The 13548-nt window shown below is 60.8% G+C and carries 12 protein-coding genes and 1 tRNA gene; 8 read left to right on the forward strand and 5 right to left on the reverse strand.

Translation table 11 applies throughout. The features are described from left to right. The first annotated feature begins 4 nt into the window (after nt 1-4). The 3 genes from BW940_RS05450 to BW940_RS22655 all read left to right on the forward strand — a co-directional run bounded on the left by BW940_RS05450 (nt 5) and on the right by BW940_RS22655 (nt 1367). Nucleotides 5-925 (forward strand): RNA-guided pseudouridylation complex pseudouridine synthase subunit Cbf5, encoded by a 921-nt coding sequence (locus BW940_RS05450; protein WP_076608195.1) that lies wholly within the window; start codon nt 5-7, stop codon nt 923-925. A gap of 91 nt (nt 926-1016) precedes the next feature. Continuing rightward, nucleotides 1017-1087 (forward strand) — tRNA-Pro (locus BW940_RS05455). Between the two features lie 178 nt (nt 1088-1265). Then, a complete protein-coding gene (locus BW940_RS22655; protein ID WP_449406674.1) occupies nt 1266-1367 on the forward strand; it encodes a DUF7563 family protein in 102 nt (33 codons plus the stop codon). 177 nt (nt 1368-1544) lie between these two features. Here BW940_RS22655 and BW940_RS05460 read toward each other — a convergent pair whose 3' ends face one another. After that, the gene (locus tag BW940_RS05460) at nt 1545-2333 is read right to left on the reverse strand and encodes a type IV pilin domain-containing protein (protein ID WP_076608196.1); all 789 of its coding nucleotides are present in this window, start codon (nt 2331-2333) and stop codon (nt 1545-1547) included. Between the two features lie 192 nt (nt 2334-2525). Here BW940_RS05460 and BW940_RS05465 point away from each other — a divergent pair, with 192 nt between their 5' ends. After that, on the forward strand, nt 2526-3341 hold the full coding sequence (locus BW940_RS05465; protein WP_076608197.1) for an Nmad3 family putative nucleotide modification protein: 816 nt from the start codon (nt 2526-2528) through the stop codon (nt 3339-3341). A 108-nt stretch (nt 3342-3449) separates the two neighbouring features. Continuing rightward, nucleotides 3450-3971, forward strand: coding sequence for an acyltransferase (locus BW940_RS05470; RefSeq protein WP_076608198.1), 522 nt, complete (start codon nt 3450-3452; stop codon nt 3969-3971). A 153-nt stretch (nt 3972-4124) separates the two neighbouring features. Here BW940_RS05470 and BW940_RS05475 read toward each other — a convergent pair whose 3' ends face one another. After that, nucleotides 4125-5279, reverse strand: coding sequence for an NAD(P)/FAD-dependent oxidoreductase (locus BW940_RS05475; RefSeq protein ID WP_076608199.1), 1155 nt, complete (start codon nt 5277-5279; stop codon nt 4125-4127). A gap of 116 nt (nt 5280-5395) precedes the next feature. Further along, complete coding sequence (rocF, locus tag BW940_RS05480) at nt 5396-6316, reverse strand: arginase (RefSeq protein WP_076608200.1); 921 nt, start codon at nt 6314-6316, stop codon at nt 5396-5398. An 86-nt stretch (nt 6317-6402) separates the two neighbouring features. Between rocF and BW940_RS05485 the strand changes: the two genes are divergently transcribed. The 3 genes from BW940_RS05485 to BW940_RS05495 all read left to right on the forward strand — a co-directional run bounded on the left by BW940_RS05485 (nt 6403) and on the right by BW940_RS05495 (nt 8926). Beyond that, entirely contained in the window at nt 6403-7083 is a 681-nt protein-coding gene (locus tag BW940_RS05485) for a metal-dependent transcriptional regulator (protein ID WP_076608201.1), read from the forward strand. Between the two features lie 152 nt (nt 7084-7235). Then, nucleotides 7236-8168: a ZIP family metal transporter gene (locus tag BW940_RS05490; RefSeq protein ID WP_076608202.1), complete on the forward strand. Its 933-nt coding sequence runs from the start codon at nt 7236-7238 to the stop codon at nt 8166-8168. Between the two features lie 224 nt (nt 8169-8392). Continuing rightward, nucleotides 8393-8926: an Rrf2 family transcriptional regulator gene (locus tag BW940_RS05495; protein WP_076608203.1), complete on the forward strand. Its 534-nt coding sequence runs from the start codon at nt 8393-8395 to the stop codon at nt 8924-8926. 132 nt (nt 8927-9058) lie between these two features. Here the strand turns inward: BW940_RS05495 and gyrA are convergent, their stop codons facing one another. Beyond that, on the reverse strand, nt 9059-11533 hold the full coding sequence (gene gyrA / locus BW940_RS05500; RefSeq protein WP_076608204.1) for a DNA gyrase subunit A: 2475 nt from the start codon (nt 11531-11533) through the stop codon (nt 9059-9061). Nucleotides 11534-11550: 17 nt separating this feature from the next. After that, the gene (gyrB, locus tag BW940_RS05505) at nt 11551-13473 is read right to left on the reverse strand and encodes a DNA topoisomerase (ATP-hydrolyzing) subunit B (protein WP_076608205.1); all 1923 of its coding nucleotides are present in this window, start codon (nt 13471-13473) and stop codon (nt 11551-11553) included. Nucleotides 13474-13548 lie beyond the last annotated feature (75 nt).

Consider the following 13548-nt stretch of genomic DNA (forward strand, 5'->3'; position numbering starts at 1 on the left):
GCCGATGACTCAACACTCTCGTCTCCGTGGTCCACCCGACGACCGGACGCCCGCTGAACTGCTTACCTTCGGTGTCGTCAACCTCGATAAGCCACCCGGTCCCTCGTCGCACCAGGTCAGTGGCTGGCTACGAGACGCCGTTTCCGACACATTGTCCGAGCGCGGCGCTGACGTCTCGATCGATCAGGCGGCGCACGCGGGTACGCTCGATCCAAAGGTCACCGGCTGTCTCCCCGTGATGCTCGGCGAGGCAACCCGGCTTGCCCAGGTCTTTCTCGAGGGTTCCAAGGAGTACGTGTCCGTCCTCGAGTGTCACGCACCGGTCCCGGTCGATGCCGAGTCCGTTATCGCCGAGTTCGAGGGCCCGATCTACCAGAAGCCGCCGCGCAAGAGCGCGGTGTCGCGCCGCCTGCGCGTACGCGAACTGTACGATCTCGAGATCCTCGAGACTGACGACCGACAAGTCCTTCTCCGGATTCGCTGTGAGAGTGGGACCTACGTCCGCAAACTCTGTCACGACCTGGGGCTTGCACTCGGTACTGGCGGTCATATGGGTCATCTCCGCCGGACGGCGACCACGCCCTTCGACGACACCGATCTCCACAGCGCCTACGAGTTCCTCGATGCGCTCGCGTTCTGGCTCGAGGACGACGACCCCGAGCCACTCTTCGAAATCGTCGATCCGGCAGAACGGATCCTCGAGGACATCCCGAGCGTCACAATCGCCGAGAACGCCGCTCGCGAGGTCGCAAACGGTGCGCCGGTGTACGCGCCGGGTGTCCTCGAGGTCGACGACGACGTCGCCACTGGGGACTTGCTCGCCTGTTATACGCCCAACGGGGCTGCCGTCTGTCTCGGGACGCTGGTCGGCGATCCGGAGGCCGACCAGGGGACGGTGGTCTCACTCGAGCGCGTGCTGGTGTAACTCGACAACGGGTGCGTTCGATACGCGACGCCGTCACGCACTCGCTGTGAAACGACACGCTTAAACAGCAGACAGCCGTCGGATGACGTACGGGACCGTGGGGTAGTGGTATCCTCTGCGGATGGGGTCCGTAGGACCCGAGTTCAATTCTCGGCGGTCCCATATTTTGCGTCGCAAAATTGGGAGCATGAGGTGCCGCGAAGCGGTACCTTGGCGATCCCACACAATGTTATCTAGATGTTCAAATACTGGAGCTTCAACTCCCTGAGCCTGCCGAAAATCCAATTCTCGCTTTCGGTATAATTCGATCTGGCCAACAAGCTTTGCAGGGGTGGTCGGCGTGACGATCTCGCTCCGATCGTCGACCGCTGACTCGAACTGCCGTCGCTGTGGATCCCACGTTTCTGATCGGTTCAGTCGCATGTTTGGTGGCCAGCATTAACAATGTGTATCGGCTAAATGTGACCAATCAATTAATGTCGTTAGATAAATAAGTAACTGTGTACTCGAGCGGTCCATTTTGATATCGAGACTATAGTTTCAGTCGAAACAAAAGATGATAATGATTTAGCAGCGATTCTATAATATAGAACTTCGATTTAAATCCGCTATTCTCGGGTTATTTGCAATCTGCGAGGGTTTGTGTACCCCCTTCCTCGAACGTCAATTCACATTGCTCTCCGCCGTTGATATCGACAGTGACATCAAAGTCGAATTCAGCATAGCCACGAGGTTCGATTTTGTATACATCATCAGTATCTACATTTTCTGAACCAGTATGGCCTGAACTCGTACTGATATGGATGGAGTCAGCATCTTCTGCGTTCGTGACCTCCCAATCGATAACGACCTCGTCAGGGTTCTCCTGTGAATGGTGTTCGTTAACTGTAACGGATAGACTTTTGAACGCAGGAATATCAGTTTCACTCTCTTCGCTCTCTTCGCCACTCTCTTCGCTCTCTCCTGTTTCATCTGTTCCTATCACCTCATAAGAACTGAGCAGTTCCGACTGTCCATTCCCATCCATCACGACATCGAGCGAATCTACCTCCTCGAGATCGAGGTCGGTACAGCTATCTCCATACTTCGTCACCACGAGTTCATCCCCGACCTCGAGGCCACCAGAACTGTCCCAGGTATCACAGACCTCGTCACCATCAACGCGAATATCGAGGTCCTCTGCGGCGACGGTTGAAGGACCGATGAGTGAGACAACGGTCACTGTGACGTTGTCCCCGGTTTGATCGTAGACGACCTCCACGTCAGGCGTCTGCTGGACCAGCCCGCCCTGGCTCAACACGACGGAGCCAACGCGCGTCATCATGATCACTGAGATACCGACCAGTAAGACGACCCCGATAACCGGAGAGACGGCAGTATCATCGTTGAGAAATGGCAACTCCCTCATCTTGCTGGAAACACGAAACGATGACCGCTTAAACACACGCGACGGTTTACGCTCACTCGAGATTGCCGTGGGAATTCTACCCGCTCCTGTAGACCGACAAGAGCGACTTGAGCGTCTTCAAGGCCCAATCTATCCACTACAAGAGCCCCTGGATCGGCGGCTTTAGGTCCCGTCCCGCCAGACAACGGAGTAATGACGGTCGTCCTCGCCGGCGTCGGTGCCGACAGCACGAACCTCGGGGCACTCGCCCCGCTGTACGACGATGGGTGCTTCGAGTACGTGCCGATCCCCGAGAAAACTCGAGCGACGGACGAGACCGCGACCCTCGGCTCGTGGGAGCTCCGTGCAAGCGAGGAAACTGCGGCGTCGCTCACAAGCCGGATCACGCCCCAGCCGATCGGCGATACTGACAGAACTGTTTCCGGCGACGAACTCGAGTCCTGGCCACTCCATCGCGATCCGAACTTTGCGGCCCTGACCTACGGCGAACACCGCACCAGCGGCTACGTCTCGAGGCTTCGGGCGCTCGAGCCGGGAGATATCGTCGGCTTCTATGCTGGCCTGCGACGACCCAATGGCGACCGCGCCCATCGCTACCTGATCGGTTATATGACGGTCGATCGCGTCGACGTCGTCACACCCGAGATGGATCGCGACGAACGAGAGGCGATTCTCGAGGCCCACCCCGAAAACGCCCACACGAAACGTGCCAGCGATGGCGAGTGCTATCTCGGCAAACCGGTCGTTCTCGTCGATGGACGCGAGCCCGGCGGGCTGTTCGATCGCCATCCAATCCAGCTCTCTACGTACTGCGTCAAGCCGGGCAACGAACGCGCACAGTACTATCTGCGCGAGTCGGTCGCGAGCGCGTGGGACGTCCGTGCCGGCGGCGAGAACATGATGTACAAACCGGCCTATCGCTGTGCGGTCTCGAGTGATGCCTTCCGCCAGCAAGTTGGCCGCCTTCGCGAGCGGACGGCCGACGACGCGGTGGTCGAGGCGAGATAACGTCGCTCGCGTCGCGGTCTCGAGAGTGGCGTTTCTATCGGTGCCGTCTGCTCGAGTCGCCATCTCGACCGGTCGGTTTCATGTAGTGATAGGTCGTATTCCCCGACAGTGACCGACGAGACACCGTCCCGCCACGACCGCATTCGACGGCATCCGACACCGGGGCCGGGCAACTCCCTTTCTGGCTGGCCGAGCGCTCGAAGCCCCGTTCGGGTGGCGATCTCCTATCTCGTTATCTGGCTCGTCCGAATCTCGCCGAGTCTCCGGCTCAAACGCTGGCTGTTACGACGGCTCGGCGTCACCGTCGGCCCCGGGGTTTCGTGGGGCCTCGAGGCCACGCCGGACGTCTTCTGGCCCGAACTGATCACGATCGAAGCGGAGGCGCTTGTCGGCTACGACGCGACGATTCTCTGTCACGAGTTCCTCCAGGACGAGTATCGGACGGGTGAGGTTCGAATCGGCGAGCGGGCAATGATCGGTGCCGGGGCGATCGTGCTTCCGGGCGTCGAAATCGGCGCGGATGCACGCGTCGCGGCGAACTCACTCGTGACACGCGACGTCCCGCCGAACACGACGGTTGCAGGCGTCCCGGCCGAGCCGATGGGAGCGGACGAAACTGATGGGCAGTGATGAGAAACGCGACTAACGGCGACGTGCCCACGAGGTGGCCCAGCGTTAGTGACAGTAGAGATGACAGCAGCGACGCTCCTCGAGACAACACGTAAAAACCACGTTCGGCTCGAGCAATCGGCGTTTGATCGGAGCTAGTGGGGGGTTGTCGACTTACAGCGACGACCAGCACTTACGGGCTTCGTTCCAGGACGTGATGTCTGCGATCCAGCGGGCGGCGATCGCTTTTTTGAGGTTCTTCGCGGCGAAGCCGCCGAACGTATCGACGGGCAACATATCGACGTCGTGGGCAATCGCTTCGTCGCCGACGGAGATGACGGTCCCCTTGTCGTCGTGTTCCCAGGTCTTGAGCGGGCGGTTTTCGATGGCGCGGGCGATGTTCTCGCCGGCGACTTCTGCGGCCTGCCAGGCAGCCTGTGCGGTCGGCGGTGCGGGCTGGTCACCCTGGTCGATGATCGCTGAGTCGCCGATCGCGAAGACGCGTTCGTTGGTGGTCTGGAAGTTGGCTTTCGTATTGACGCGGTTGTGTTCTTTCTCAAGGTCGGCGTCGTCGAGCGCGTCACGGCCCGTGATCCCGCCGGTCCAGACGAACACGTCGTGTTCGAGCGGTTCGCCTTCGTCGAACTCGATGACGTCTTCGGTGGCTTCGGTGATCGGGTCGTCCGTATGGATCCGAACGCCGGCGTCCTCGAGCAGGTCACGCAGGGCCTGCTGGCACTCCGGATCGTTGCCGGGGAAGATTTCGTCGAGGGCTTCGACGAGGTGGATCTCGATCGGTGCGCGGTGGGTGTCGCGGAACTCCGCGACCTCGCCGGCGGTCTGGATGCCCGAAAGCCCTGCGCCGCCGATGACGACCTGTGCGGGCTCGCCGCGGGTGGCGTCCTGACTGGCCTGCTTGACCGCATCGTGGATCTCGAGTGCGTCGTCGAGACTTTTCAGCGTCAATGAATGTTCCTCGAGGCCAGGGATACCGTAGTAGGCGGTCTGGCTGCCGAGGCCGACGAGGACGTAATCGTACTCGACGTCGTCAGTGTCGGCGAGTTCGACAACTTGCTCGTCGACGTCGAGGCCGGTCACTTCGTCCTGGATGAGCCGAGTCGACGGATCCGCGATTTGATGAGTCGGGAACGTGATATCGGAACGAACGCTGGGGTCACGGATCACGCGGTGTGACTCGTGAAGAACCAGATGATAGTCGACGTCCGCGATCCACGTGAGCCGCACGTTGCCCCCGAGCTCCGACTGGAGTTTCTTGACCGTACCAGCACCAGCATAACCGGCTCCGAGTACGACGACGTTCTCAGTCATACCTAGCATGTAGAAACACTACGATACAAAGGTGTTGGAACGCGTAGCCATATGTTTTATGTTTACACCCCACATGATTCCCGCGGGTTCGTTCAGTGAGCGGGGAACGGTTCGAATCAGAGAATCCGCTTGCCGAACGTACTCGCCGCGAGTTCGGCCGCGAGTGTCGCTGTCTCGTTGCCCTCATCCAGAATCGGGTTCACCTCGACGACATCCATCGACCGGAGGATGCCATCCGTCTCGTGGCGACGGGAGACGGTCTCGAGGGCGGCGTGGGCCTCTCGGTAGGTGACGCCACCACGAACGGGCGTTCCGACACCGGGTGCAGTTCGGGGGTCGAGCCAGTCCAAGTCGAGACTGATATGAACGCCGTCGGTGGTGTTGGTTGCGACGTCCAAGGCGTCCTCGACGACTGACGTCATCCCCCGGTCGTCGATGTCGGCCATCGTGAAGGCGGTCATCTCGCTGTCCCGGAGCAGGTCGCGCTCGCGTTCGTCGATACTTCGGAGGCCGACGTACGCGATCGATTCCGCCTGGACGCGCGGTGCCGAGGCCCACTCCAACTCCTCGAACACACCGCGTCCGAGTATCGCCGCAAGGGGCATTCCGTGAACGTTTCCGCTGGGAGATGTCTCGGGCGTGTTCAGGTCGGCGTGGGCATCGAACCAGACCGCACCGAGATCCGCGTCCCGGGATGCACCCTGCATCGAGCCGATCGCGACCGAGTGGTCGCCGCCCAAGACCAGTGGGAACGCATCGTCCTCGAGGGCTGTTTCAACTCGATCGGCCAGCCGCGTACAGACGTCTTCGACTTCCCGGAGGAATTTCGCGGTGCCCCGACTCGGCTGCTCGACGTCCGGATCGCGTTCTTCTGCCCGTGGGATCGATAGATCACCCGAATCAACCGGGTCGACGCCTGCACGCGACAGGCCATCGGCCAGCCCTGCATACCGGATGGCCGACGGTCCCATGTCGACGCCGCGACGATCGGCTCCATAGTCCATCGGCGCACCGATGATGCTAACAGTTTGTCTCATACGGACGCTACAACACGAGTCGGTTTGATCGTGGTGGTCGAGTGAACGACAGATTTAGGGTTAGATGGGGCTAAATCAAGTGTACGATGATGCTGAGCGACGTGATGGAAGACTATCTCAAGGCGATCTATCAGCTTCAGCGAGAGACCGACGAGCGGATCAAAACGTCGGCGATCGCCGAGGAACTAGACGTCACGTCGCCGACGGTCACGAGCATGCTCGACAAACTCGAGGATCGTGGGCTCGTCGACCGCGAGAAGTACCGCGGTGTCACCCTGACTGGAGAGGGTGAAACCGTCGCCCTCGAGGTGATCCGCCATCACCGACTGCTCGAGGCGTACCTCACGGAACATCTCGATTACGACTGGGCAGAGGTCCACGAGGAGGCCGACCGGCTCGAACACCATATCAGCGAGAACTTCGAGGCTCGCGTGGCGGATGCACTCGACCAGCCGACGGTCGACCCCCACGGCTCGCCGATCCCCAGTGCCGACCTCGAGCCACCGGAACGACCTGATGGCGAGTCCGTCACCGAGTTCGAGGAAGGCGACGTCGTGATCGTCGAGGAAGTCGCCGACCGTGATGCGGAGGTACTTTCGTATCTCGCCGACCACGGCGTCGAACCCGGTGTCGAACTCGAGATTATCGAGGTTGCACCCTTTGGAATGGTCACCGCACGATCGAGCGACCGTGACGGTACCGTGTCGCTGCCCGAATCCGTCGCACACCACGTTCGTGTCGCTGCCCCAGCAGAGATCGAACAGTAGTAACGAGACAGTCGATTTGGGCAGGAACTCCGTTGGCGACTGAATGTTGAGTTGCTCTCGCCGTCGATCAGTGAATAAGGTATAAGTTTAGACGGCCCTAATCATTGGTCAATGACGGCTCGACTTCCCACCTCTCGGGGTGGTCGTAGTTCATGACGAGATTGTCGGTCGACGACCTCCCACGGTGGCTACTCGCTGTCGGTCCAGTGGCAGTTCTCACCGTTGTCTTTGCTCTGTTGTATGTCACGTCCCCGTTCAGTGACCTTGCATCAGTCGACAGTGCAAGCACCATCGAGATCGTCTGGATGGTGACGATCATCGGCGCGATTGCGGGACTCGTTCCGGTCGCGATCGGCATGCTCTGGTTTCCGTTCATCCGCGATCTCGATCCACGATATCTCCACGCCTTCATGGCGCTTGCCGCCGGTGTTCTCGTGTTTATCGCCTTCGAGATGGTTGGAGAGATCGTCGAGTACGGCGCTGCAGTCGACAGGACGCTCGTTTCGGCAACGGTGGCCGTCGTCGGCGTCGGTGGGACGTTCACGGTGATGTACGTCGCCAGCACGTGGCGACAGCACAAGATGGCAAGCCACGGAAAGAGTGGCCTCCATATCGCCTACCTCGTCGCGATCGCGTTGGGGCTTCACAGCATCGGCGAGGGGCTCGGGATCGGTGTCGCCTACGTGCAGGGGGATGCGACACTCGTGATGTTGCTCGTCCTGGCGTTTGTCATGCACAACGTCATGGAGGGGCCGACCATCGTCGCCGCTGTCGCCCGCGAGACGGAGACCCCGCCGCTGCGTCATTTCGCCGCGATGGGCGTCATCGCCGGTGCCCCCGTTATCCTCGGTGGCTGGGTCGGTAGCTTCGCTAACACACCGCTGCTTGCCATGTTGTTCTATGCGGTCGCCGTCGGGGCAATCGCACAGGTGCTCCTCGAGGTCGCCGAACTCATTCGCTTCGACGCCGAAGCCGTCCTGAGTCGGACGAACACGGCGACGTTCGTTAGCGGCTTCGTCCTCATGTTCTTCCTCGAGGACGTCCTCGTCGACCTCGTCCTCGAGGGCTGGCTCGTCCCAGTCTGAGACCGTCAGCTGAGGGTCATATCCGGTGCGAGCACGAACCTCGTGCGGTCGTGTCGGGACACAGTTACAGCCGACAGAATGAACAACCGATACAAACGGATACGAACTCACTGACAGGTAGCGAAGCAAAACGCCTTACTATCGCCGTCTTAAACATCAAAATCCTAGCGAAACAGCCCGGCACACCCGTCGGGTTTAAGGAAATCAACTACGAATATCATAGTATGTCATCCATCGAACTTACCCCCAGCCAGAAGAAAATCCTCCGCGCACTGACGAATCTTCACAAGGAATCTGAATCTGCAATCAAAGGTGAGGATATCGCCGAACAGGTCGACCGGAACCCCGGCACGATCCGCAACCAGATGCAGAGTCTCAAAGCCCTGCAGCTGGTCGAAGGCGTACCCGGCCCCAAAGGTGGCTACAAGCCGACTGCAGCGGCCTACGAGGCCCTCGAGATCCAGCAGATGGACGATCCGGCCTCCGTCCCACTCGAGCACGAAGGCGAGCCAGTAAACGACGTCATCGTCGAAGAAATCGATCTCTCGAGCGTTCATCATCCCGAACTCTGCCGTGCAGAGATCCATATGCAGGGGTCGATGGGAGAGATCCACGAGGACGACTCGATCGTTGTCGGCCCGACACCGCTCTCGAAGCTCGTCATCGAAGGCCGTGTCGACGGCAAAGACGACACGAACAACATCCTCATCCTGCGTATCGACGACATGGTCGCGCCTGCCGAAGAACCGGCACACTGAACGCGCGTTCGCCGCTGGCGATCCGTCCCATCTCCGCTCGTATCGACTGATATGAGCCGCGTTCTGTCTGTAGGTATCGACTCGTCTGCTGGTGTCGATACGACCCGATCAAAACGGACCGCGTGGCCGTGGTCAGTTCTCGTCGGCGTCGATTGTCGTGGCCGCCGGAATCTCGTCGACGCTTGCGACCGCGTCGCCGTCGTCGACGTCCATGACGATCACGCCCATGGTGTTGCGGCCAACCGTCGAGATTTCGTCGACACGCGTGCGGACGATCTGGCCGCGCTCGCTCATCATCACGAGTTCGTCGTCGTCGGCAACGGCTTTGACGGCCGTCACCGGCCCGTTTCGGTCGCCCGTTTTGATGTCGATCAGTCCCTTGCCGTAGCGTGACTGGGTGCGATACGCCGAGAGGCGCGTGCGCTTGCCGTACCCGTTCCGGGTCACGGTGAGCAACGCCCGCTCGTCGTCTTCGTCAGTGGCAACCAGTCCGGCAACCGCGTCGTCGCCCTCGAGTTTGATCCCGTTGACACCGCGGGCGTTGCGCCCCATCGAGCGAACTTCGCTCTCGTCGAAGCGGATCGTCATCCCGCCTTCGGTCGCGACGACCAGATCCTGTGAGCCGTCAGTGACCTCGACGTCGATGAGTTCGTCACCCGCCTCGAGATCGGCGGCGATGATCCCGGTCGAGCGGATGTTGTCGAACTCCGAGCCAGCCGTTCGTTTGACGTACCCGTTCCGGGTCGCCATCGTCACGTACTCGCCGTCGCCGAAGGCGTCGGTGTCCACGATCGCTGTGATGTCCTCGTCAGTGTCGAGATCGAGGATGTTGACCGCCGATTTGCCGCGCGCGGTCCGGCCCATCTCGGGAATCTCGTAGGTCTTGAGCTGGTAGACCTTGCCCTGGTTGGTAAAGCAAAGCAGGTAGTCGTGGGTGTTCGCCCGGAACACCGTCGTCACGCGGTCGTCGTCTTTGACGTCCGCGCCGATGATTCCTTTGCCACCCCGCCCCTGGGAATCGAACTGGTCAATCGGCATCCGCTTGACGTAGTCGTCTTCGGTCATGACGACAAACACCTCTTCTTCCGGGATGAGATCCTCGTGGGTGACCGTTCCCTGGTCCTCGATAATCGAGGTTCGACGGTCGTCCCCGTACTCGGCTTTGATTTCGCGGAGTTCGTCTTTGATGACCGCGAGCAGTTCCTGCTCGCTCTCGAGAATCGTCGTCAGACGTTCGATCTCGGCCTGGACGTCCTCGTACTCGGCTTCGATCTCGGCCGTCTCCATCGAGGTGAGACTGCCCAGTTGCATCCGGACGATGTGTTCTGCCTGGGCCTGCGAGAAGTCATATGCGCCCTGGAGAGCCGTTTTCGCGGCCGACCGATCCTCACTGTTGCGGATCAGTTCGACGACGTCGTCGGCGTTCTCGACGGCCGTCAGCCGCCCTTCGAGGATGTGAGCTCTGTCTTCTGCTTCCTCGAGGTCGTACTCGCTGCGTCGGCGGACGACCTCACGGCGGTGGGAAACGTACTCCTCGAGTGTCTCTCGCAGCGAAAGTACCCGTGGCTGGCCGTCGACCAGCGCGAGGTTGATGACGCCGAAGGTCTTCTCGAGGTGGTTCTCGAGCAGTTTGTTCTTGACGACCTCGACGTTCGCGCCACGTTTGCACTCGACGACGATGCGGACGCCGTCGCGGTCGGACTCGTCGCGTAGGTCGGAGATCCCCTCGATTTCGCCGTCGGTGACGTTTTCGGCGATCCGCTCGACCATCCGGGCCTTGTTGGCCTGGTATGGAAGTTCGGTGATAACGATGCGTTCGCGGCCGTTTTTCCACTCTTCGACCTCGAACTCGGCGCGCACGCGGATGCGCCCGCGCCCGGTCTTGTACGCCGAGTAGATGGCGTCGCGACCGACGATGTTCGCGCCCGTCGGGAAGTCGGGACCCTTAACGTGGTCCATCAGATCCTCGACGGTCGCGTCGGGGTTGTCGATGAGTTCGATCGTCGCGTCGATCACCTCACCGAGGTTGTGCGGCGGGATGTTCGTGCTCATCCCGACGGCAATCCCCGAGGAGCCGTTCACCAGCAGGTTCGGAAACGCCGCCGGCAGGACGTCGGGTTCTTGCAGGCGGTCGTCGTAGTTCGCCGAGAAGTCGACCGTGTCCTTGGCGATATCCTCGAGCAACTCCTCGGAGACGGCGGCCATCCGCGCCTCAGTGTATCGGGGCGCGGCGGCCGGGTCGCCGTCCATGGAACCGAAGTTCCCCTGCCCGTCGACGAGCGGGTAGCGCATCGAGAAATCCTGGGCCATCCGGACGAGCGTGTCGTAGATCGCGCTGTCGCCGTGTGGGTGGTAGTCACCCATCGTCTCCCCGACGATCGAGGAGGATTTGCGGTGGCTCGAGCCACTCGAGACACCCATCTCGTGCATCGCATACAGGATGCGCCGGTGGACCGGCTTGAGGCCGTCTCGGACGTCCGGGAGGGCACGCCCCGCGATGACGGACATCGCGTAGTCGATGTAGCTCTGCTCCATCTCGTCTTCGATGCGGACGTTTTCGATCGCCCGTGCCTCTACGTCGGTCGGTTCGGGTACGTCTGAACTCATATATTACCTCACCACAGTTAGATGTCGATCCACTCAGCTTCAGGCGCGTGTTCCTTGATGAACTGCTTGCGTGGCTCGACGGCGTCGCCCATCAGCACGGAGAACATCTTGTCTGCCGCGGCCGCGTCCTCGATCGTGATCTGTTTGAGAATACGGTTTTCTGGGTTCATCGTCGTCTCCCAGAGCTGTTCGGGGTTCATTTCGCCGAGCCCCTTGAATCGCTGGACGCGAGTCGGGTTCCCGTCACACTTCTCTTCGATGATCTCGTCGCGTTCGGCTTCGGTCATCGCGTCGTACGTTTCGCCACGGTAGCGAACCCGGTACAGCGGCGGCTGGGTCGCGTAGACGTACCCACCCTCGAGCAGCGGGCGCATATGCCGGTAAAAGAACGTGAGCATGAGGGTCCGGATGTGCGCGCCGTCGACGTCGGCGTCCGTCGCCATGATGATCTTCTTGTACCGGACGTCCTCAACGTTGAACTCGTCGCCGATTCCCGCACCGATCGCGGTGATCATGTTCCGAATCTCGTCGTTCTCGAGAACCCGATCGAGGCGGTGTTTCTCGACGTTCAAAATTTTCCCTTTGATCGGAAGCACGGCCTGGAACTCGGGGTTGCGGGCCTGTTTTGCACTCCCGCCTGCGGAGTCACCCTCTGCGATGAACAGTTCGGCCTTTTCGGGATCTTTGGTCTGACAGTCCGCGAGTTTGCCGGGCAGCGAGGTCGACTCGAGGGCGGACTTGCGGCGTGTCAACTCTTCGGCCTTCCGGGCTGCCTTGCGCGCTTTGGCGGCCTCAACGGCCTTGGTGACGATCGCTTCGGCGGTGTCGGGGTGTTCCTCGAAGTAGGTGCCAAGCCCCTGGTGCATCGCGCTCTCGACGATGCCCCGGACTTCCGAGTTGCCGAGTTTCGTCTTCGTCTGCCCCTCGAACTGCGGGTCGGGGTGTTTGATCGAGATGACTGCGGTGAGCCCCTCACGGATGTCCTCGCCTTTGAGGTTCTCCTCGATATCGCCCAGCAGGCCGTTCTCGTTGGCGTAGTCGTTGACACAGCGCGTGAGCGCGGTCTTGAAGCCGGTGAGGTGACTCCCACCCTCGCGCGTGTTGATGTTGTTCGCGAAGGCATGAATCGAGCCCTGTAGCTCCTCTGTGGCTTGCATCGCCACCTCGACTTCGATGTTCTGGTCGTCATCATCGAAGTAGATGATGTCCTCGTGCATCGCCGAGCGCGTCTCGTTGAGATACTCGACGAACTCGCGGATGCCGCCCTGGTACTCGTAGGTCTCCTCGGTCGGGCCGTCCTCGGCGCGTTCATCGCGCAGCGAGATCCGAACGCCCGAGTTGAGGAAGGCGAGTTCGCGAAGCCGATTCGAGAGCGTCGAGAAGGCGAAATCGTCGCCCTCGAAGATGTCGGTGTCGGGCCAGAACCGAATCGTCGTGCCCGTCCCCTCGTCCGGATCCGCATCACGGACCCGCTCCATATCGCCGACGGGTTCGCCCGCCTCGAAGGCGTGTTCGAAGACGCCGCCGTCGCGTTTGACCTCGACCTCGAGTCGACTCGAGAGGGCGTTGACGACCGAGACGCCGACGCCGTGGAGGCCACCGGAGACCTGGTAGGACTTGTTGTCGAACTTCCCGCCAGCGTGGAGAACAGTAAGAATCACCTCGAGGGCCGGGCGGTCGTATTCGTCGTGTGTATCGACGGGGATGCCACGGCCGTCGTCTGCGACACTTACCGAGCCATCCTCATGAATGGTGACGGTGATGTCGTCGCAGTGGCCAGCCAGTGCCTCGTCGATCGAGTTGTCCACCACTTCGTAGACGAGATGGTGGAGGCCTCGAGAATCGGTAGAGCCGATGTACATCGCCGGTCGCTTTCGCACAGCTTCCAGGCCTTCTAAGACCTGAATCTGTCCGGCGCCGTACTCGCTTTCCTGGGACATGTAAAACCTACTTTCGGGTAGTGGTCCACTCCTAATAAAAGTCACGTGTACGCGCTCGCGCGCGAAGCCAGACCG

Origin of the sequence: Natronorubrum thiooxidans, from assembly GCF_900156475.1 — an archaeon.
Lineage (GTDB): Archaea > Halobacteriota > Halobacteria > Halobacteriales > Natrialbaceae > Natronorubrum > Natronorubrum thiooxidans.

Coding starts and splice junctions, on each gene's coding strand:
- rocF (WP_076608200.1), bottom strand. CDS start 6,316: ATGAGACAAACTGTTAGCATCATCGGTGCGCCGATGGACTATGGAGCC.
- BW940_RS05475 (WP_076608199.1), bottom strand. CDS start 5,279: ATGACTGAGAACGTCGTCGTACTCGGAGCCGGTTATGCTGGTGCTGGT.
- BW940_RS05490 (WP_076608202.1), top strand. CDS start 7,236: ATGACGAGATTGTCGGTCGACGACCTCCCACGGTGGCTACTCGCTGTC.
- BW940_RS05485 (WP_076608201.1), top strand. CDS start 6,403: ATGATGCTGAGCGACGTGATGGAAGACTATCTCAAGGCGATCTATCAG.
- BW940_RS05495 (WP_076608203.1), top strand. CDS start 8,393: ATGTCATCCATCGAACTTACCCCCAGCCAGAAGAAAATCCTCCGCGCA.
- BW940_RS05460 (WP_076608196.1), bottom strand. CDS start 2,333: ATGAGGGAGTTGCCATTTCTCAACGATGATACTGCCGTCTCTCCGGTT.
- BW940_RS05465 (WP_076608197.1), top strand. CDS start 2,526: ATGACGGTCGTCCTCGCCGGCGTCGGTGCCGACAGCACGAACCTCGGG.
- gyrA (WP_076608204.1), bottom strand. CDS start 11,533: ATGAGTTCAGACGTACCCGAACCGACCGACGTAGAGGCACGGGCGATC.
- gyrB (WP_076608205.1), bottom strand. CDS start 13,473: ATGTCCCAGGAAAGCGAGTACGGCGCCGGACAGATTCAGGTCTTAGAA.
- BW940_RS05450 (WP_076608195.1), top strand. CDS start 5: ATGACTCAACACTCTCGTCTCCGTGGTCCACCCGACGACCGGACGCCC.